The 21571-nt window shown below is 39.5% G+C and carries 18 protein-coding genes and 1 riboswitch; all 18 genes read left to right on the top strand.

All coding sequences use genetic code 11. The features are described 5' to 3' along the window. Nucleotides 1-103: 103 nt before the first annotated feature. Complete coding sequence (locus tag TZ94_RS05375) at nucleotides 104-463, top strand: YbaN family protein (protein ID WP_045614983.1); 360 nt, start codon at nucleotides 104-106, stop codon at nucleotides 461-463. Nucleotides 464-555: 92 nt separating this feature from the next. Further along, nucleotides 556-1188 carry a copper homeostasis protein CutC gene (locus TZ94_RS05370; protein ID WP_045614981.1) on the top strand — a complete coding sequence of 211 codons (633 nt, stop codon included), beginning with the start codon at nucleotides 556-558 and terminating at the stop codon, nucleotides 1186-1188. Nucleotides 1189-1231: 43 nt separating this feature from the next. Continuing rightward, nucleotides 1232-1888, top strand: coding sequence for an MmcQ/YjbR family DNA-binding protein (locus TZ94_RS05365; protein WP_045614979.1), 657 nt, complete (start codon nucleotides 1232-1234; stop codon nucleotides 1886-1888). A 314-nt stretch (nucleotides 1889-2202) separates the two neighbouring features. After that, nucleotides 2203-3765, top strand: coding sequence for a 2-isopropylmalate synthase (locus tag TZ94_RS05360; protein WP_045614978.1), 1563 nt, complete (start codon nucleotides 2203-2205; stop codon nucleotides 3763-3765). A gap of 11 nt (nucleotides 3766-3776) precedes the next feature. Next, entirely contained in the window at nucleotides 3777-4814 is a 1038-nt protein-coding gene (gene leuB / locus TZ94_RS05355) for a 3-isopropylmalate dehydrogenase (protein WP_045614977.1), read from the top strand. After that, complete coding sequence (locus TZ94_RS05350) at nucleotides 4811-5080, top strand: DUF1294 domain-containing protein (protein ID WP_045614976.1); 270 nt, start codon at nucleotides 4811-4813, stop codon at nucleotides 5078-5080. Before leuB ends, TZ94_RS05350 begins: the two co-directional genes overlap by 4 nt. Before the next feature lie 3 nt (nucleotides 5081-5083). Further along, entirely contained in the window at nucleotides 5084-6466 is a 1383-nt protein-coding gene (gene leuC, locus TZ94_RS05345; protein ID WP_045614975.1) for a 3-isopropylmalate dehydratase large subunit, read from the top strand. Nucleotides 6467-6475: 9 nt separating this feature from the next. After that, on the top strand, nucleotides 6476-7069 hold the full coding sequence (gene leuD, locus TZ94_RS05340) for a 3-isopropylmalate dehydratase small subunit (RefSeq protein ID WP_045614974.1): 594 nt from the start codon (nucleotides 6476-6478) through the stop codon (nucleotides 7067-7069). Nucleotides 7070-7094: 25 nt separating this feature from the next. Then, the gene (locus tag TZ94_RS05335) at nucleotides 7095-7874 is read left to right on the top strand and encodes an L-threonylcarbamoyladenylate synthase (RefSeq protein WP_045614973.1); all 780 of its coding nucleotides are present in this window, start codon (nucleotides 7095-7097) and stop codon (nucleotides 7872-7874) included. Between the two features lie 199 nt (nucleotides 7875-8073). Continuing rightward, nucleotides 8074-9057 (top strand): GMP reductase, encoded by a 984-nt coding sequence (gene guaC, locus TZ94_RS05330; protein WP_045614972.1) that lies wholly within the window; start codon nucleotides 8074-8076, stop codon nucleotides 9055-9057. Next, nucleotides 9051-9147, top strand: a riboswitch (purine riboswitch). (Overlaps the previous gene by 7 nt.) A 76-nt stretch (nucleotides 9148-9223) precedes the next feature. Beyond that, nucleotides 9224-9805, top strand: coding sequence for a xanthine phosphoribosyltransferase (locus tag TZ94_RS05325; RefSeq protein ID WP_045614971.1), 582 nt, complete (start codon nucleotides 9224-9226; stop codon nucleotides 9803-9805). Continuing rightward, nucleotides 9805-11064, top strand: a complete 1260-nt coding sequence (locus tag TZ94_RS05320) for a nucleobase:cation symporter-2 family protein (protein ID WP_045614970.1) — start codon at nucleotides 9805-9807, stop codon at nucleotides 11062-11064. The genes TZ94_RS05325 and TZ94_RS05320 overlap by 1 nt, the downstream gene beginning before the upstream one ends. A 92-nt stretch (nucleotides 11065-11156) precedes the next feature. Continuing rightward, entirely contained in the window at nucleotides 11157-13115 is a 1959-nt protein-coding gene (gene ligA, locus TZ94_RS05315; protein ID WP_045614969.1) for an NAD-dependent DNA ligase LigA, read from the top strand. A 107-nt stretch (nucleotides 13116-13222) separates the two neighbouring features. Further along, a complete protein-coding gene (gene pulA / locus TZ94_RS05310) occupies nucleotides 13223-15505 on the top strand; it encodes a type I pullulanase (protein WP_045614968.1) in 2283 nt (760 codons plus the stop codon). Nucleotides 15506-15912: 407 nt separating this feature from the next. Beyond that, complete coding sequence (glgB, locus tag TZ94_RS05305; RefSeq protein WP_045614967.1) at nucleotides 15913-17841, top strand: 1,4-alpha-glucan branching protein GlgB; 1929 nt, start codon at nucleotides 15913-15915, stop codon at nucleotides 17839-17841. Further along, nucleotides 17831-18973, top strand: coding sequence for a glucose-1-phosphate adenylyltransferase (locus TZ94_RS05300; RefSeq protein WP_004253502.1), 1143 nt, complete (start codon nucleotides 17831-17833; stop codon nucleotides 18971-18973). The genes glgB and TZ94_RS05300 overlap by 11 nt, the downstream gene beginning before the upstream one ends. After that, on the top strand, nucleotides 18963-20102 hold the full coding sequence (gene glgD, locus TZ94_RS05295) for a glucose-1-phosphate adenylyltransferase subunit GlgD (protein ID WP_045614966.1): 1140 nt from the start codon (nucleotides 18963-18965) through the stop codon (nucleotides 20100-20102). Before TZ94_RS05300 ends, glgD begins: the two co-directional genes overlap by 11 nt. Beyond that, nucleotides 20099-21532 carry a glycogen synthase GlgA gene (gene glgA, locus TZ94_RS05290; RefSeq protein WP_045614964.1) on the top strand — a complete coding sequence of 478 codons (1434 nt, stop codon included), beginning with the start codon at nucleotides 20099-20101 and terminating at the stop codon, nucleotides 21530-21532. Before glgD ends, glgA begins: the two co-directional genes overlap by 4 nt. Nucleotides 21533-21571: the final 39 nt, after the last annotated feature.

Genomic DNA, 21571 nt, shown 5'->3' with positions numbered 1-21571 from the left:
ATTAGGGCTGAAATGATAATTTCAGCTCTTTTTAATTTAAACTTGACAGATTTTATCTTTTTATGCTTAACTAGAAGAAGATTATTCTTACTTAGGAGTAGATATGCGCATTATTTATCTTAGCATTGGCTTTATTTCATTAGCATTGGCTATCGTTGGAGTTGCCTTGCCACTATTACCGACAACACCCTTTCTCTTGTTGTCAATAGCTTGTTTTTCAAAATCTTCTAAACGTTTTGAAGATTGGCTCTATCATACCAAGCTTTATCAAACCTATGTTGCGGACTTTAGAGAAACCAAGTCCATTGCGCGTGAACGCAAGAAAAAAATCATTGTTTCGATTTATATCTTAATGGGAATTTCTATTTATTTCGCTCCGCTTTTGCCAGTAAAAATTGCTTTAGGATGTTTAACAATATTTATAACCTATTATCTCTTTAAGGTGATTCCAGATAAAGAATAGCTAAAAAAGTAATGATTTTCCTTGATAAAAAGTAGGGGTTACTTAAAACAATATGATATAATAATATCAAATAAATCGTCAAGGAGTATCAAATGATTTACGAATTTTGTGCTGAAAATGTGACCTTGCTTGAAAAGGCTATGCAGGCTGGAGCTCGCCGAATTGAGCTCTGTGATAATCTTGCTGTTGGTGGAACGACACCAAGCTACGGAGTAACCAAGGCAGCTGTTGAGCTGGCAACTAACTACGATACGACTATTATGACTATGATTCGTCCACGTGGTGGAGACTTTGTTTACAATGACCTCGAGATTTCTATTATGCTCGAGGATATTCGTCTAACTGCTCAGGCAGGTAGCCAAGGGGTCGTCTTCGGTGCCTTAACAGCAGATAAGAAATTGGATAAGGCCAACCTTGAAAAATTGATTGCTGCATCTAAAGGAATGGAGATTGTCTTCCATATGGCTTTTGATGACTTAAGTGGCCAAGATCAACTAGAAGCTATTGATTGGCTTAGTCAAGCTGGAGTGACACGCATCCTGACTCGTGCGGGTGTATCTGGTGATTCACTCGAGAAACGTTTTGAGCACTATCGTAGAATTCTAGAACATGCTGCAGGTAAAATCGAAATTTTACCGGGTGGAGGGATTGACACGGACAACCGTCAAACTTTTATCGACCAATTAGGTGTGACACAATTACATGGAACTAAGGTTGTCTTTTAAAAAATAGAAAGGAACTGCTAGCTTATGGTAGCAGTTTTCGCTTATGTTTGAAATTTTTAAAGCCTATCAGTTTAATAGTAAAAAGGCTAAAGAGTATGGATTTGTAGAAAATCAAGGTGTATGGACCTATAATTCGACTATCTTGCAGGGAGATTTTCTCATGATGCTTACAGTTAAGGATGGAGATTTAAATTTTCAAGTTTATGACCAAGAAACTGGTGACCTATATCCTCAAGTTCATATGGAAAGTATGAGAGGTACTTTTGTCGGAAGCGTTCGAGAGGCTTGTTTAGAAGTTCTTTATGGCATTCGAAAGGCTTGTTTTGAGGTACAGGAATTTCTCTGTCCGCAGACCAAGAGAATCATGGCGCTTGTTCAAGAAAAGTATGGCAATCAGCTGGAATATCTATGGGAGAAATCACCTGATACGGCGGTTTTGCGCCATGAAGATAATCAGAAATGGTATGCTATTTTAATGAGAATTCCTTGGGATAGGCTAGATAAGGGGAGAGAAGGGCTAGTCGAAGCAGTCAATCTCAAACATGACCAAGTTGCCGACTTGCTTTCACAAAAAGGAATTTACCCAGCTTTTCATATGAATAAGCGCTATTGGATAAGTCTTCCACTTGATGATACTCTAACTGACGAAAAGGTGCTTGAATTATTTGATAGAAGTTACTTTTTGACTTCTAAGAAATGAAGGTAGCTATTTGATTTTTCAAATACGTTCAATTCGCAAAATATTCTTTATTGAAGAAATTTTCAGAAAATATTGGATTTTTTCTTGACAAGTATTTTTTCCTATGCTAGAATACTAAACAAGACATCAAACAAAGGAGAAAGCCAAACATGAAAACAGCTAAGTTTAATCAATTTGCTTTGTTGTTGAGGTACTCGGACTAGTGCAATAGCATTAGTCCTGTTTGGCTTACCAAGCGGGAGTAAATCAACATCTCGCTTGGAACTCCGAGCGAGATGTTTTTTCTATATCGAAAATGTGAAGGGAGAATTCTCATGCGTGTAGTTGAGTTTTTAGATACCAGTCTCCGAGATGGTGAGCAGACACCAGGTGTCAATTTTTCAATAAAGGAAAAGGTTGCTATAGCTAGACAACTGGAAAAATGGGGAATTTCGGCAATTGAAGCTGGTTTTCCAGCAGCTAGTCCAGACTCATTTACTGCAGTTCAGGAAATCGCAAAAGTCTTGAAGAAAACAGCGGTGACTGGTTTAGCTCGCTCTGTTAAATCAGACATTGACGCTTGTTATGAAGCACTGAAGGAAGCAAAGTATCCACAAATCCATGTTTTTATCGCTACTAGTCCTATTCATCGTGAATTTAAGTTGAATAAAAGCAAAGAGGAAATATTGGAAGCTATTAAAGAGCATGTTTCCTATGCACGTAGTAAATTTGAAGTGGTAGAATTCTCTCCTGAAGATGCGACTAGAACTGAGCTGGATTTCCTCTTACAAGTCGTTCAAACAGCGGTAGACGCAGGTGCGACTTATATCAATATTCCTGACACGGTTGGTTTTACCACACCAGAGGAATATGGGAATATCTTCAAGTATCTGATTGACAATGTTAAAACTGATTGTCAGATTATCTATTCGCCTCACTGTCACGATGACCTTGGAATGGCGGTTGCAAATAGCCTTGCTGCTGTTAAGAATGGTGCAGGACGTGTTGAAGGAACCATTAACGGTATTGGAGAAAGAGCTGGGAATGCTGCTTTAGAAGAAATAGCGGTGGCCCTCAATATTCGCCAAGATTATTATCAAGCAGAGACAAGTATTGTTCTAAACGAAACGATTAATACGTCCGAAATGGTCTCTCGCTTCTCAGGAATTCCAGTTCCAAAAAATAAGGCAGTTGTCGGTGGAAATGCCTTCTCTCACGAATCAGGTATTCACCAAGATGGTGTTCTTAAAAATCCTCTCACTTATGAAATCATCACACCTGAACTGGTGGGTGTCAAGAGCAACAGTCTTCCGCTTGGGAAATTGTCTGGTCGCCATGCTTTTGTAGAAAAACTGAGGGATTTGGCCCTAGATTTTACAGACGAGGACATCAAACCACTTTTTGCTAAGTTCAAGGCCTTAGCAGATAAGAAGCAAGAAATCACAGATGCTGATATTCGAGCTCTGGTAGCTGGCACCATGGTTGAAAATCCAGAGGGCTTCCACTTTGATGATCTACAACTCCAAACTCATGCGGATAATGACATTGAAGCGACTATTAGCTTGGCTAATTTGGATGGTGAAAAGGTTGAATTTAATGCAACAGGACAAGGTTCGGTTGAGGCCGTCTTTAACGCTATCGACAAATTCTTTAATCAATCTGTTCGCTTGGTATCCTACACGATTGATGCAGTAACAGACGGGATTGATGCTCAGGCACGTGTTTTAGTTACTGTTGAAAACAGAGATACTGAAACTATCTTTAACGCAGCCGGACTTGATTTTGATGTGTTGAAGGCTTCAGCTATTGCTTATATAAATGCCAATACTTTTGTTCAAAAAGAGAATACTGGCGAGATCGGCCCAAATCTTTCCTACCGTGACATGCCTAGTGTTTAAAGGAGAATTCTATGACAAAGAAAATAGTTGCCCTAGCAGGCGACGGAATTGGACCAGAAATTATGGAAGCTGGTTTAGAAGTTCTTGCATCGATAGCCGAAAAAACAGGATTTGACTTTGAGATAGACAGACGACCATTTGGAGGTGCAGGTATTGATGCCACAGGACATCCCTTACCAAATGAAACCTTAAGGGCTGCTAGAGAAGCGGATGCTATTCTCCTAGCAGCTATCGGTAGTCCTCAGTATGATGATGCTCCAGTTAGACCTGAACAAGGTTTGCTCGCTCTTCGTAAGGAACTCAATCTCTATGCTAATATTCGTCCGGTTAAAATCTTTGATAGTCTCAAGCATTTATCACCTCTTAAGCCCGAACGAATTGTTGGTGTTGACTTTGTAGTAGTGCGTGAGTTGACAGGTGGGATTTACTTTGGAGATCATATCCTTGAAGAGAAATCGGCACGTGATATCAACGATTATAGCTATGAGGAAGTAGAGCGGATTATACGCAAAGCCTTCGAAGTTGCAAAAGGTCGAAATAAAGTTGTTACTAGTATCGATAAGCAAAATGTGTTAGCAACTTCAAAACTCTGGAGGAAAGTAGCTGAAGAAGTCGCAAAAGATTTTCCGGATGTAACCTTGGAGCATCAGCTGGTTGACTCAGCTGCCATGCTCATGATTACAAATCCAGCCAAGTTTGATGTTATTGTGACAGAGAATCTTTTCGGAGATATCTTATCTGATGAATCAAGCGTTCTATCTGGTACACTTGGAGTTATGCCATCGGCTAGTCACTCTGAAAATGGACCGAGCCTTTATGAACCGATTCATGGTTCAGCACCTGATATAGCAGGTCAAGGCATTGCCAATCCCATTTCCATGATTTTATCAGTCGCTATGATGTTGCGTGATAGTTTTGGACGTTATGACGATGCGGAGCGTATTGAGCGTGCTGTTGAGTCAAGTCTAGCTGCAGGTATTTTAACAAGAGATATAGGAGGACAGGCTTCGACTAGAGAAATGACAGAAGCCATTATTGCAAGACTATGAAACTAAACGAAGGAATTACTTTTGCTCTCTTAATTTGGAACCTTTTGATTTTTGTCATCTATGGCATTGACAAATCAAAAGCTAAAAGAGGTGCTTGGCGAATCCCGGAAAAATATTTATTATCATTTGCCTTCTTTTGTGGCGGTTTTGGAGCCTGGTTAGCAGGAATTACTTTTCACCACAAGACGAGAAAATGGTACTTTAAAACAGTTTGGTTCCTAGGAATAGTAACTACACTAGTGGCTTTGTATTTTGTATGGAGGTAATGAATGGTAGGAAAATCGATTTTTGATAAATTATGGGACCTCCATGTAATCACAGGAGAAGAGGGACAACCGCAACTCATGTATGTGGATCAGCACTACATCCATGAAGTGACCAGTCCTCAAGCTTTTCAAGGATTACGAGATGCAGGGAGAAGATTGAGGAGGCCAGATTTAACATTTGGTACCTTTGACCACAATGTTCCAACAGTTAATATTTACGATATTCGGGATGTGATTTCCAAGGCTCAAATTGATAAGTTGGCAGAAAATGTTGCGGAGTTTGGGATTGAGCATGCGGCTCATGGTTCTGAAAAACAGGGCATTGTTCACATGGTTGGACCAGAAACAGGACGAACACAACCAGGAAAATTCATCGTCTGTGGTGATAGCCATACAGCAACTCATGGAGCTTTTGGAGCGATTGCCTTTGGGATTGGAACCAGTGAAGTCGAGCACGTATTTGCTACGCAAACCATTTGGCAGGTTAAACCCAAGAAGATGTTGGTGGAATTCACTGGAGTTCCTCAAAAGGGAGTTTATTCTAAGGACTTCATTTTAGCCTTGATTGCCAAGTACGGTGTTGCTTGTGGTGTTGGCTACGTAGTTGAGTATCGTGGTCAAGCGATTGATGCACTTAGTATGGAAGAGCGAATGACCATCTGCAATATGTCTATCGAGTTTGGATCAAAGATGGGAATCATGAATCCAGACCAAACCACCTATGACTATCTAAAGGGACGTGAGTGTGTTCCAAAGGATTTTGATGCAGCAGTAGCCGATTGGAAAAGGCTCGTTAGCGACGACGATGCTGTTTATGACAAGGTGATTCGTATGGATGTTTCTGAATTAGCACCTATGGTGACTTGGGGAACTAATCCCGCAATGGGCGTTGACTTTGATAGTAGATTCCCAGAAATAAAGGATATGAATGATGAACGTGCTTATCATTACATGGATTTACAACCAGGTCAAAAGCCAGCAGATATCCAACTAGGCTATGTCTTTATCGGTTCTTGTACCAATGCTAGACTTAGTGATTTGCAACTGGCGGCTCGGTTTGTAGAAGGGAAGAAGATCGCTCCAAATTTGACGGCTATCGTGGTACCGGGTTCTCGACCAGTCAAGCGAGCTGCTGAAAAGTTGGGCTTGGATAAGATTTTCCAAGATGCTGGCTTTGAGTGGAGAGATCCAGGTTGCTCTATGTGTCTAGGGATGAATCCTGACAAGGTACCTGATGGTGTCCACTGTGCCTCAACTAGCAATCGTAACTTTGAAGATAGACAGGGATTTGGAGCGAAGACTCATCTTTGTAGTCCAGCAATGGCAGCTGCAGCAGCTATCGCAGGACGTTTTGTAGACGTTCGTCAAATGCCAGAAGCCCAGTAAGGAGAGGATATGGAAAAATTTACAGTTTATACAGGAACAACGGTTCCTCTTATGAATGATAATATCGATACCGACCAAATCCTACCTAAACAGTTTCTCAAGTTGATTGATAAGAAAGGTTTTGGAAAATACCTCATGTATGCTTGGCGTTATCTGGATGATCAGTATGCTGAGGATCCAGACTTTGTCTTTAACCGACCTGAATATCGCAAAGCCAGTATTCTCATCACAGGAGATAATTTCGGGGCTGGTTCTTCGAGGGAACACGCAGCTTGGGCACTGGCAGACTACGGCTTTAAGGTCGTAATTGCAGGATCTTTTGGAGATATTCATTACAATAATGAACTCAATAATGGTATGTTGCCTATTATTAAACCTAGGGAAGTTAGAGAAAAACTCGCCCAGCTTCAACCAAGCGATCAAGTGACGGTTGACTTGGAACAACAAAAAATCATCTCACCTATTGGAGAATTCTCCTTTGAAATTGATAGCGAGTGGAAACACAAGCTCTTAAATGGCTTGGATGATATCGGTATTACCTTGCAGTATGAAGACTTGATTGCTGCTTATGAAAAACAACGCCCAGCCTACTGGCAGGATTAGAAAAAATAGAAAAGGAAATAGAACTATGACAAAACACATTCAATGGAACGGGACACTTTCACAAGAAGGCTATGACATTTTAAAAGGTGAGGGCGGATGTATCGTTTGCCCTACAAAAGTTGGTTACATCATCATGACTAGCGATAAGGCAGGCCTTGAACGCAAATTTGAAGCTAAAGAGCGTAACCGTAACAAACCAGGTGTTGTACTTTGTGGAAGTATGGATGAACTTCGCGCTTTAGCACAACTCAACCCAGAAATTGAAGCCTTCTATCAAAAACATTGGGATGAAGACATTCTTCTTGGTTGTATCCTTCCATGGAAACCAGAAGCCTTTGAAAAATTGAAAGCTTACGGTGATGGTCGTGAAGAACTCATGACCGATGTGCGTGGAACTAGCTGTTTTGTTATCAAGTTTGGGAAAGCTGGTGAACAATTAGCTGCCAAACTTTGGGAAGAAGGTAAGATGGTTTACGCCTCATCAGCTAACCCGTCTGGAAAAGGAAACCGAGGTAAGGTTGAAGGAATCGGAGAGCGTATCGAAGGAGCAGTGGATCTTGTCATCGAAGCAGACGACTATGTTGCATCTATCCAACCAGACAAAACAGTTGAAACACGATACGAACAAGGTGTGATGGTGTCTATGGTTGATAAGGATGGCAAACTCATACCAGAACAAGGTGGAGCACGTTCAATCTCACCAGCTCCAGTTGTGATCCGTAAAGGACTGGATATTGATAAAATCATGATGCATCTATCAGATACCTTTAACTCATGGGATTATCGTCAAGGTGAGTATTATTAAGATAAAACAGATAATAGAGAGTTCATAAACTCTCTATTTTTAATGAAACAATCAGTAAAACCCGAACGTTATAAATTTTAGGTTTCAAAATAATTGACAAAAACTTTACCTTAGTTTATAATCGTTAGAGGAAACGTCGGAAAAGGCGTAGTGATGCGAAAGCATAGGTAGGTCATTATAAAAGAAACGAGACATCGAAATGTTAAACGAATTTCCGATCTTTGACTATGAAGATATTCAGCTAATTCCTAACAAGTGTGTCCTTAAAAGCCGAGCTGAAGCCGATACACAAGTGACACTCGGGAAGCACACCTTTAAATTACCAGTTGTTCCTTCAAATATGCAAACAATCCTAGATGAAGATGTTGCTGAACAACTTGCAAAAGGTGGTTATTTCTATATCATGCATCGCTTCGATGAAGCTGGACGCATCCCTTTTGTGAAACGCATGCATGATAAGGGCTTGATTGCTTCTATTTCTGTTGGTGTTAAAGATTATGAGTATGACTTTGTTAGTCAATTAAAGGAAGATGCTCCAGAGTACATTACTATTGATATTGCTCATGGTCATGCAGACAGTGTGATTTCAATGATTCAGCACATCAAGAAAGAATTGCCAGATACCTTTGTCATCGCTGGTAACGTTGGTACTCCAGAAGCTGTTCGTGAACTTGAAAATGCTGGTGCAGATGCTACTAAGGTCGGAATCGGTCCAGGTAAAGTATGTATCACTAAGGTCAAAACCGGTTTTGGTACTGGTGGTTGGCAGTTAGCTGCCCTTCGCTGGTGTGCGAAAGCTGCTCGTAAACCGATTATTGCCGATGGTGGTATCCGTACACACGGAGATATTGCCAAGTCAATCCGCTTCGGTGCAAGTATGGTTATGATTGGTTCTTTATTTGCAGGCCATATCGAAAGCCCTGGTAAAACTGTCGAAGTCGATGGTAAACAATTTAAAGAATACTATGGTTCTGCTTCAGAATACCAAAAAGGTGCCTATAAGAATGTTGAAGGTAAGAAAATTCTTCTTCCTGCCAAAGGACATTTACAAGATACCCTAACTGAGATGGAACAAGATTTGCAAAGTTCGATTTCTTATGCTGGAGGTCGAAAGGTAGCTGATCTTAGACATGTAGATTATGTGATTGTGAAGAACTCTATCTGGAATGGAGATGCTCACTAAAAAATATCATTACTTATTTATGCCATGAATAGGCGTGGCGTTTCTACAAGGTACCGTAAATACCTAACAATGAGTAAGTCGAAGAGAGATAAAAAGAAGCAGGCTATCTGTTTCAATCTTTCCAAGGGACTTACGTTGTAAGTCCCTTTTTATTTCGGAGGTTAATGTGAAATTACTAGAGGAACGTATTTTAAAAGATGGGAATATTCTAGCTGAGAATATTCTTAAGGTGGATTCCTTCTTGACTCACCAAGTTGATTATAAGTTAATGCGTGAGATTGCTCGTACTTTTGCAGAGCATTTTAAAAATGCTGGCATTACAAAAGTAGTAACCATTGAAGCATCTGGGATTGCCCCAGCCTTATATGTGGCAGAGCAATTAAATGTACCTATGATTTTTGCTAAAAAGGCAAAAAATATTACGATGAATGAAGGAATTTTGACTGCTGAAGTTTATTCTTTCACGAAACAAGTAACTAGTACCGTATCTATTGCAGGGAAATTCTTATCTCCTGAAGATAAAGTATTGATTATCGATGATTTCTTGGCAAATGGCCAAGCAGCTAAAGGGCTGATTCAGATTATCGAGCAAGCTGGTGCTAGAGTTGAAGCCATCGGAATTGTGATTGAAAAATCCTTCCAAGATGGCCGTCAACTGTTAGAAAAATCAGGTCATCAAGTAGTATCACTAGCGCGATTAGAGCGTTTTGAAAATGGAAAAGTTATCTTCAAGGAGGCAGACATCTAATGAAACAACAAGAAAAACACTCACAGGCGGCCGTTCTTGGTTTGCAACACTTGCTAGCCATGTATTCAGGTTCAATCCTAGTACCAATCATGATTGCAAGTGCTTTGGGGTATTCAGCTCAACAGTTGACCTACCTTATCTCAACAGATATCTTTATGTGTGGGGTTGCAACTCTCTTACAATTACAACTCAATAAACACTTCGGTGTTGGTTTGCCTATTGTTCTTGGTGTAGCCTTCCAGTCTGTTGCTCCTCTTATCATGATTGGTCAGAGTCATGGTAGTGGTGCTATGTTTGGAGCCTTGATTGCATCAGGGATTTATGTCATCCTGATTTCAGGTATCTTTTCTAAGGTTGCCAATCTGTTCCCTGCTATCGTAACTGGTTCTGTTATCACAACTATCGGATTGACCTTGATTCCAGTTGCTATTGGAAATATGGGAAATAACGTAGAAAAACCAACCGGTCAAAGTTTAGCCTTGGCAATGCTTACTGTTCTCATTATTCTTTTGGTTAATATCTTTACAAAAGGATTTATCAAATCTATTTCGATATTGATTGGTTTGATTGCCGGTACGATTATCGCTGCAACTATGGGCTTGGTTGATTTTTCTCCAGTAGCAGAAGCTCCACTTGTTCATATCCCAACTCCATTCTACTTCGGTGCTCCACAATTTGAGATTTCATCTGTTGTCATGATGTGTATCATCGCTACTGTATCAATGGTAGAATCAACAGGTGTATATCTTGCTCTTTCTGATATTACTAAAGATCCAATTGATAGCACTCGTCTTCGTAATGGTTATCGTGCTGAAGGTCTCGCTGTTTTACTTGGTGGACTTTTCAATACCTTCCCTTATACAGGATTTTCACAAAACGTAGGTTTGGTGAAACTTTCAGGTATTCGTACACGTCTACCAATCTACTACGCAGCAGGATTCCTCATCTTGCTCGGTCTCTTGCCTAAGTTTGGAGCCTTGGCACAGATTATTCCTAGTCCTGTTCTAGGTGGAGCTATGCTCGTCATGTTCGGTTTCGTGTCTCTCCAAGGGATGCAAATCTTGGCTCGTGTAGACTTTGAGCACAATGAACATAATTTCCTCATTGCAGCAGTGTCTATTTCTGCTGGGGTTGGATTGAACGGAAGCAATCTCTTCAATACTTTACCGACTGAATTACAAATGTTCTTCTCAAATGGTATCGTCATTGCAAGTACAGTGGCCATCATTTTGAACGCTATTTTGAACCGTAAAAAATAAAAATAAATGAGAAGGATAGAAATATCCTTCTCATTTTCTTTTTTAGAGCTTGAGTATTGTTTCTATAGTCCTTTTTATGGTAAAATGGTTTTATGAATGAAAGAATGAAAGAGCTCGTTGAGTTGCTCAATCGCTATGCGACAGAGTATTATACAAGTGATAACCCATCTGTATCTGATAGTGAGTATGACCGTCTTTATCGTGAATTGGTCGAGTTAGAAAAAGCTCATCCGGACCAAGTCTTACCAGAAAGTCCGACCCATCGCGTCGGAGGTAAGATTCTAGATGGATTTGAAAAATATAGTCATCAGTATCCTCTCTATAGTTTGCAGGATGCTTTTTCACGTGAAGAACTCGATGCTTTTGATGCGCGGGTTCGTAAGGAATTAGATGATGTCACTTATATTTGTGAGTTGAAGATTGATGGACTATCGATTTCCTTGACTTATGAGCAGGGAATTTTTGTTGCTGGTGCGACTCGTGGTGATGGATCTATTGGTGAAAATATCACAGAAAATCTTAAACGAGTGAAAGACATTCCTTTATCCTTACCAGAAAAATTAGATATCACTGTTCGTGGTGAATGTTACATGCCGAGAGCATCATTTGATCAAGTTAACCAAGCCCGTCAAGAAAACGGCGAGCCTGAATTCGCCAATCCACGAAATGCTGCTGCAGGTACTCTTCGCCAGTTAGATACAGCAGTAGTAGCCAAACGTAATCTTGCAACTTTCCTCTATCAAGAAGCAAGCCCTTCAACTAGAGACAGCCAAGAGAAGGTTTTAAATCATCTGGAACAGTTGGGCTTTGTTGTCAATCCTAAACGCCTATTAGCGCTCAGCATGGATGAGGTTTGGGAGTTTATCCAAGAAGTAGGTCAAGAAAGAGACCAGTTGCCTTATGATATCGACGGTGTCGTGATTAAGGTCAACGACCTAGCTGGTCAAGAGCAACTTGGTTTTACAGTTAAAGCGCCTAAGTGGGCAGTCGCTTATAAGTTCCCTGCAGAAGAAAAAGAAGCAAAACTGCTTTCTGTTGATTGGACAGTAGGACGAACTGGTGTCGTAACTCCGACTGCCAATCTTACTCCAGTGCAATTGGCAGGTACAACAGTTAGTCGTGCAACGCTTCATAATGTTGACTATATCGCTGAAAAGGATATCCGCAAGGATGATACTGTTATCGTTTATAAGGCAGGAGATATCATTCCAGCCGTTCTACGTGTCGTAGAATCAAAGCGTGTGTCTGAGGAGAAACTAGATATACCAACAAACTGTCCAAGTTGTGAGAGCAAGCTGTTACACTTTGAAGATGAGGTTGCTCTTCGTTGTATAAACCCACGTTGTCCAGCTCAGATTAAAGAAGGTTTAATACACTTTGCATCCCGTGATGCCATGAATATCTCTGGCCTCGGACCATCTGTTGTAGAAAAATTATTTGCTGCCAATTTAGTTAAAGATGTTGCAGATATATATCGATTGACGATTGAAGATTTTCTCTTGTTAGACGGCATCAAGGAGAAATCGGCTCAAAAACTTTATCAGGCTATTCAAGCTTCTAAAGAAAATTCTTCCGAAAAACTCTTATTTGGGTTAGGAATTCGTCATGTTGGAAGCAAGGCAAGTCAGTTACTCTTACAACATTTCCATTCAATCGAAACACTGGCTCAAGCAAGTCCTGAAGAAGTTGCAGGCATTGAAAGTTTGGGAAGTGTCATTGCTCAAAGTCTCCAATCTTATTTTGAGACTGAGGGCGCTAAAATCCTTTTAAGAGAATTGAAAGAATTAGATGTTAATCTAGACTACAAAGGACAGGTCGTTGCAGCAGATGCAGCCTTATCGGGTTTAACAGTCGTATTGACAGGAAAACTTGAACGTCTTACTCGCTCGGAAGCTAAAAGTAAACTCGAAAATCTTGGAGCCAAGGTAACGGGTAGTGTATCGAAGAAGACTGACCTTGTGGTAGCAGGAGCAGATGCAGGAAGTAAACTGCAAAAAGCACAAGAACTTGGAATTGAGATTCGAGATGAAGCTTGGTTGGAGAGTTTGTAAACAATATACACTACTAGCTTATATGAACAGTTTAGATTCCTGTGTTCAACGAGAAAAAAAGATACTATTTTTTATAAAAATTTAACAATTAGAAATTAGGGAGAACTATGTACAATTATCCTGTACTTATTCATTATCATCGTAAGGATGGAGCATATCAGAATTGCAACTTTAGTAAGGGGTCAGCTGATTCAGTAGAATTTGTTAAAGAGGAAGAATACTTTGGAGAGAAGTTGTCATTTACTCAATCAAGTGAAACACCTCTTGAACAAATGGTGTTTACAGTTGAAAAAGATGGAGTTACCAAAGAATACCCTATCCGATTTAATTATTATCCACTTCTAACGGAAGTTTGGATTTTAGATGGAGATGACACTGTTTATTATTCTGAAAATCCAGCTATTGCAAGTCCACACTATAAAGATCAAAATCCATTTGCTTTTGATAAAGCGATTAACAGTGCTAGCTTTGATCACCACTGGGGTTACCAAGGAGAACTGGGATGCAAGGTTTCCGAAGAAGAAACAAGCTTTAAACTTTGGTCGCCAACAGCAACAACTGTACAAGTTGTAGTCTATGAATCAGCAAGCAATGACGCTCCTATCCTAAAAACGTATGAGATGAAACGTGGAAATAGTTATTCCTATAGTCACAAGGATAATACAATTGGCGTTTGGAATTTGACAATTCCTGAAAGTCTTGCAGGTCGTGCCTATCAATATCAGATTGATTTTCCACATCATCAATCATTGACCCGCGATCCATATACCATTGCGACAAGTCCAAATGGCAAACGTTCAGCAATCCTTTCAGAAAAAGAACGTCAAGTTGAAGGTTTTGAAGTTAAGAATGGAACGGAAGCAACTTGGCGATTGGAAAATCCTTGTCAAGCTGTTGTTTACGAAATGCACATTCGTGACTTGACTAAGTCTGAAACTTCAGGTGTTGCTCCAGAATTAAGAGGTACTTTCTTAGGTGCTGCCCAAACTGGAACTGTCAACAAATATGGTCAGTCTACTGCATTTGACTACATCAAAGAACTTGGTGTGAACTATGTTCAACTGCAACCAATTGCTGATCGTCACAAAGAGTATGATGCAGATGGAAATGTGACCTACAACTGGGGTTATGATCCACAAAATTACAATGCACCAGAAACCAGCATGTCTACGAATCCAAATGATCCAGGTCAAGTCATCCGCGATTTGAAGACGATGATTCAAGCTTATCATGATGCTGGAATTGGCGTCATTATGGATGTGGTGTACAACCATACGTTTTCAACTGTTGATGCCCCATTCCAAACAACGGTTCCAGACTATTATTACCGAATGAACCGCGATGGAAGTTATCAAAATGGTACTGGTGTAGGAAACGAGACTGCTAGTGAACACGAAATGTTTCGTAAGTACATGATTGATTCACTACTCTATTGGGTGAATGAGTTTAATATCGATGGTTTCCGCTTTGACTTGATGGGAATCCATGACATTAAAACTATGCAGATGATTCGTTGGGCTATGGATGAAGTCGATCCTAAAATCATCCTTTATGGAGAAGGTTGGGATATGGGTACTGGTCTAGCACCTTACGATAAGGCTAAGAAAGACAATGCCTATCAGTTACCTAATATTGGATTTTTCAATGATGATCAACGTAATGCGGTTAAGGGTGCTGAAGTTTATGGTGATATCAAATCAGGCTTCGTAAGTGGTGCTGCCACTGAACCAATTGTTGCCAAAGCTATCCTTGGTAGTCGTGAACTAGGCTCTTATCTAAGCCCTAACCAGGTTGTCAACTATGTAGAAGCCCATGATAACTATAACTTGCATGATTTATTAGCGACACTTCATCCAACAGAAGACCAAGCAAGTATCATGAAAAAGGTAGAAACAGCAACTGCAATGAATCTTCTAATGCAAGGTATCTCCTTTATGGAACTTGGTCAAGAGTTTGGACGTACCAAACTGGTTCCTACAGGTGAAAACGGTGAGTTGACTCATGATGATCGCGAACGTGCCATGAACAGTTACAATGCTCCAGACGCCGTTAACCAGGTAGACTGGGACTTAATCAATGAGCGTCAAGAAAGCATAGAATTTATTCGTCAGATTATAGGTCTTAAAACAAAGAGTAGTGCCTTTTCATACCCTACATACGAGGAAGTATACCGTCACGTCTTTGTTCACACAGCTATTGAAAATAGTGGATGGATTGTCTATGAAATTCAGGAAGATGACGAGCATTACTTAGTGGTCTTTAATGCTAAAGGAGAATCCCACTATTATGAAAATGCGGGAAACCTTGAAATGCGAATCACTAATAGTCGTTCAAACCAAGAAAACACTCTTGATAATGTGAGTGTAGCAGTCATGAATGTTTTAGTTTAAAAAAATAAAACTCAAGATTAATCTTGAGTTTTTTTATATATAAATTTGTCCTAATAAAAAATATGGGAATATTACCAAAAATAGTTGAAAATTTCAGAAAATTTGATAAAATTGTACTTAAGATACTTTATCCGAACAAAAAGTTTGATTCATGAAAATAACGTTAAGTTTTTTAAGTATCTATTTTGCAAAATTAGCATTGAAAAAAATATTGTAAGTGATTTAATGATTCAAAAACTTTTATCAAGGTAGAATATCAATAAATACTGAAAATTTAAGAAATGTCAAGATAATTACTTGAAGATTTTCTAAAAAATATTTATGATAATTCGGAAATTGGTTGAAAGTTTTCTTAAAAGATAGTATAATAGAAATATAGAAAACGCTTACAATATAAAGGGGGATTTATGGATACATTAGAAGCTTTAAGAACTTTTACAACAGGCGAAAATTTCCATCTTCAGCACTATTTGGGCGCACATCGTGAGGAGAAAGACGGGGAATGGGGTTACACATTCCGAGTTTGGGCTCCAAATGCGCAGGCTGTTCATCTAGTCGGTGATTTCACGAATTGGGTTGAAAATCAAATCCCTATGGTTCGAAACGAATCTGGAGTTTGGGAAGTTTTTACAACTTTTGCCCAAGAAGGTCAGATTTATAAATATCATATCACACGGGCTAACGGTCATCAGCTTATGAAGATTGATCCTTTAGCTGTTCGGTATGAAGTACGTCCAGGTACAGGGGCTGTTCTAACAGAAATTCCAGAAAAGAAATGGAAGGATGGACTTTGGTTAGCTCGTAGAAAACGTTTGGGATTCTTCGAAAGGCCAGTTAATATTTACGAAGCACACGCTGGTTCGTGGAAACGAAATCCAGATGGAACTCCATATAGTTTTGCTCAATTAAAAGAAGAGTTGATTCCTTACTTAGTTGAAATGAACTACACTCATATTGAGTTTATGCCTTTGATGGCTCACCCGCTAGGTTTGAGTTGGGGTTATCAACTTATGGGATATTTCGGTTTAGAACATTCTTACGGAAGACCAGAAGAGTTTCAAGACTTTGTTGAGGAGTGTCACTTAAACAATATAGGTGTTATCGTGGACTGGGTTCCAGGTCACTTCACAATCAATGATGATTCCTTAGCCTACTATGATGGAACTCCGACTTTTGAATATCAAGACCATAACAAAGCTCATAACTATGGTTGGGGGGCATTAAACTTCGACTTAGGGAAAAACGAAGTACAATCTTTCCTAATTTCTAGCATTAAGTTCTGGATTGATTTTTATCATTTAGATGGTATCCGTGTAGATGCCGTAAGTAATATCCTTTATCTTGATTATGATAATGCACCTTGGACACCAAATAAAGACGGTGGAAATCTTAACTACGAAGGCTATTATTTCCTTCAACGTTTAAATACTGTTATTAAGCTAGCTCACCCTGATGTCATGATGATTGCAGAAGAAAGCTCTTCGGCAACTAAAATAACAGGTCCGAAAGAGATGGGTGGTCTTGGATTTGACTACAAGTGGAACATGGGCTGGATGAATGATATCTTACGTTTCTACGAAGAAGATCCAATTTACCGCAAGTATGATTTTAACCTTGTAACCTTCAGTTTTATGTATGTATTTAATGAAAATTATCTCCTACCATTCTCACATGATGAGGTTGTACATGGTAAGAAGAGTATGATGCATAAGATGTGGGGGGATCGCTATAATCAATTTGCAGGCCTTAGAAATCTTTATACTTATCAAATTTGTCACCCTGGTAAGAAATTGCTCTTTATGGGTAGCGAATTCGGTCAATTCTTAGAGTGGAAATCAGAAGAGCAATTAGAATGGTCAAACCTTGAAGATCCAATGAATGCCAAGATGAAATACTTCACATCTCAGTTGAATCAACTTTATAAGGAACACCGTTGTCTTTGGGAAATTGATACAAGCTATGATGGAATTGAAATTATCGATGCAGATAATAGAGATCAGAGTGTTCTTTCCTTTATTCGTAAAGGAAAGAAAGGTGAGATGCTAGTCTGTGTCTTTAATATGGCACCGGTTGAACGTCCTGATTTCACAATTGGACTACCAGTTGCAGGTGTGTATGAAGAAATTTGGAATACAGAGTTGGAACAATGGGGAGGTGTTTGGAAAGAACACAATCAAACTGTTCAAACTCAAGAAGGATTATGGAAGGATTATGAGCAGACTTTGACCTTTACCTTGCCAGCTTTGGGGGCAAGTATCTGGAAAATCAAACGCCGCTTGAAACCCGCTAAAAAAGAATCAAATAAATCTCAAAAAGGAGTAGAAAATGAAGAATGAAATGCTAGCTTTAATCCTTGCCGGTGGGCAAGGAACTCGTCTCGGTAAACTCACTCAAAGCATTGCAAAACCTGCTGTGCAATTTGGTGGGCGCTATCGTATCATTGACTTTGCTCTTTCTAACTGTGCCAACTCTGGTATCCATAATGTTGGGGTTATTACACAGTATCAACCACTAGCTCTCAACAGCCACATTGGTAATGGTTCTAGTTGGGGTCTTGATGTAATTGATTCAGGTGTTTCTATCCTTCAACCTTACTCTGCAAGTGAAGGAAATCGTTGGTTCGAAGGTACAAGTCACGCTATTTACCAAAACATCGACTATATCGATAGCATTAATCCTGAGTATGTTTTGATTCTTTCAGGAGACCATATCTACAAGATGGACTATGATGATATGCTCCAATCACACAAGGATAACAATGCCAGCTTGACAGTAGCTGTTTTGGATGTACCACTAAAAGAAGCTAGTCGTTTCGGTATCATGAATACAGATGCTAATAATCGCATTGTTGAATTCGAAGAAAAACCTGCCCAACCAAAATCAACCAAGGCATCAATGGGGATTTATATCTTTGACTGGAAACGACTTCGCAACATGCTAGTTGCTGCTGAAAAGGCTAACCTAGATATGTCTGATTTCGGAAAGAATGTTATTCCAAATTATCTTGAGACAGGTGAAAGTGTCTATGCTTATGAATTTAATGGATACTGGAAGGATGTTGGTACAATCGAATCTCTTTGGGAAGCAAATATGGAATACATCTCTCCAGAAAATGCTCTAGATAGCCGAAATCGTCAATGGAAAATTTATTCTCGTAACCTTATCGCTCCACCAAACTACCTTGGAGAATTTGCTCAAGTAGAAGACTCTCTAGTAGTAGATGGATGTTACGTGAATGGTACTGTAAAACATTCCATTCTTTCTACAGCTGCTCAAGTTCGTAAGGGAGCAGAAGTTGTTGATTCTGTCATCATGAGTGGAGCAGTTATCGGTAGAGGTGCTAAAATTACACGTGCAATCATCGGTGAAGGTGCAATTATTGCCGATGGTGTTGAAATTGATGGTACAGAAGAAGTACAAGTAGTCGGATATAACGAAGTAGTGGGGGTAGCAACAGATGAAGATTGATAAATATTCAGCGATTTTAGGAAATACCGTTGGTTTCCATGATATGTCAACCTTGACAAGTAACCGTCCAGTGGCAAGTTTGCCATTTGGAGGAAAGTATCGTTTGATTGACTTCCCACTCTCAAGTTTAGCAAATGCTGGTGTTCGAAGTGTCTTTGGAATCTTCCAACAAGATAACATCAGCTCTGTATTTGACCACATTCGTTCAGGACGTGAATGGGGCTTGAATACCCTTCTTAGCCACTACTATCTTGGAATCTACAATACTCGTGTGGAAAGTAGTACTGTTGGTAAAGAGTATTATCAACAACTCTTGACTTATTTAAAACGTTCTGGATCTAACCAAACGGTTTCCTTGAACTGTGACGTTTTGGTAAATATTGATCTTACTCAGGTTTTCCATTTGCATAATACTACAAAATCTCCTATTACGGTTGTTTATAAGAAACTACCTAAAAAGGATATTTCAGAAGTAAATGCTATCCTAGATATTGATGAAACTGACCACGTGCTCTCTCACAAACTCTTCGATAAAAAAGCTGAACAAGAATACTACAACATGTCAACGGATATCTTTGTTGTAGATACTCAATGGTTGATTGAACGTCTGGAAGAAGAAGCTCAGAAAGAACACCCCGAAAAACTTCGCTATGTTCTTCGTGATTTGGCAGCTAAAGAAGGTGCTTTTGCCTACGAGTATACTGGCTATTTGGCAAATATTCATTCTGTAGAAACCTACTACCAAGCCAATATTGATATGCTTGATCAGCATAAATTCTACTCTTTGTTCTCTCCAAATCAAAAGATTCATACAAAGGTGAAAAACGAAGAACCAACTTATTATGCACCTGGTTGTGAAGTAAATACTTCGCAGTTTGCTTCTGGTAGTATTGTCGAAGGTAAAGTTGTTCGTTCAGTTATTTCTCGTAATGTTCAAATTCATAAAGATAGCTTAGTTAAAGAGTCTATTATTTTCCCTCGTGTTGTCATTGGTGAAGGCGCTCAAGTTGAGTATGCAATTATTGATAAGGGTGCTGAAGTAGCTGATGGAGTTGTTATTCGTGGTACAGCAGAAAATCCTGTTGTCATCAAAAAAGGTGAAAAAATAACAGAGGACATTCTTTCATGAAAATTTTATTTGTAGCAGCCGAAGGAGCCCCTTTCTCTAAAACAGGTGGCTTGGGAGATGTTATCGGGGCTCTTCCAAAATCATTAGTTAAAGCTGGTCATGAAGTTGCTGTTATCCTGCCATACTATGACATGGTGGAAGCCAAGTTTGGTGATCAAATTGAAGATGTTCTCCAATTTGAAGTATACGTTGGTTGGCGTAGACAATTTTGTGGCATTAAGAAGACTGTTTTAAATGGTGTTACCTTCTACTTTATTGACAACCAGTATTATTTCTTCCGTGGTCATGTGTATGGTGATTTCGATGATGGTGAACGTTTTGCCTTCTTCCAACTTGCGGCTCTGGAGGCTATGGAGCGTATTGGATTTATTCCTGATGTTCTTCATGCTCATGATTATCATACAGCTATGATTCCTTTCTTGTTGAAGGAAAAATACAGATGGATCCAGGCCTATCAAAACATTAAGACTGTCTTAACAATCCACAACCTGGAATTCCAAGGGCAATTCTCTGAAGGTATGCTTTGGGACTTGTTCCGAGTGGGGTTCGAACGCTATGCGGATGGTACAGTTCGCTGGAATGACTGCCTAAACTGGATGAAGGCTGGTATCCTCTATGCAGATCGTGTATCTACTGTATCACCAAGCTATGCTTATGAAATCATGACAACAGAGTTTGGATGTGGTCTGGATCAAATTCTTCGAATGGAGTCTGGTAAGGTTTCTGGTATTGTAAATGGAATCGATACAGATCTATATAATCCAGAAACGGATCCTTTGTTGGATTACCATTTTAACAAGTCTGATCTATCAGGAAAAGCTCAGAATAAAGCTAAACTTCAAGAAAAAGTTGGTCTTCCAGTTCGTCCCGATGTTCCAATGATTGGTATTGTGTCGCGTTTGACAAGACAGAAAGGTTTTGATGTCGTTGTTGAAGGTTTGCATCGCATGCTTCAAGAAGACGTTCAAATTGTTCTCTTGGGTACAGGTGATCCTGGTTTTGAACAAGCCTTCGCATGGTTTGGTCAAGTATTCCCAGACAAATTATCTGCTAATATTACTTTTGATGTGAAACTCGCACAAGAAATTTATGCAGCAAGCGATATTTTCCTTATGCCAAGTCGCTTTGAACCATGTGGACTCTCTCAAATGATGGCTATGCGTTATGGTACTTTACCTCTTGTTAACGAAGTAGGGGGGTTGAGAGATACTGTTCAACCGTTCAACCCAATTGAAGGAACAGGTACAGGATTTAGTTTTGATAACTTGACTCCATATTGGCTTAACTGGGCTCTACAAACTGCCTTGGATGTTTACTATAATCATCCAGATGTTTGGAAAAATCTTCAAGTTCAAGCTATGGAATGTGACTTCTCTTGGGATACAGCTTGTCAGTCTTACCTTGATTTGTATCACAGTTTAGCAAACTAAATAGTTAAAATCGTATGAAGTTTTCATACGATTTTTTGA

This window comes from Streptococcus infantis (assembly GCF_000960085.1).
In the GTDB taxonomy this organism is placed as follows: domain Bacteria; phylum Bacillota; class Bacilli; order Lactobacillales; family Streptococcaceae; genus Streptococcus; species Streptococcus infantis_C.
This window is presented reverse-complemented; position numbering and strand designations above follow the sequence as displayed.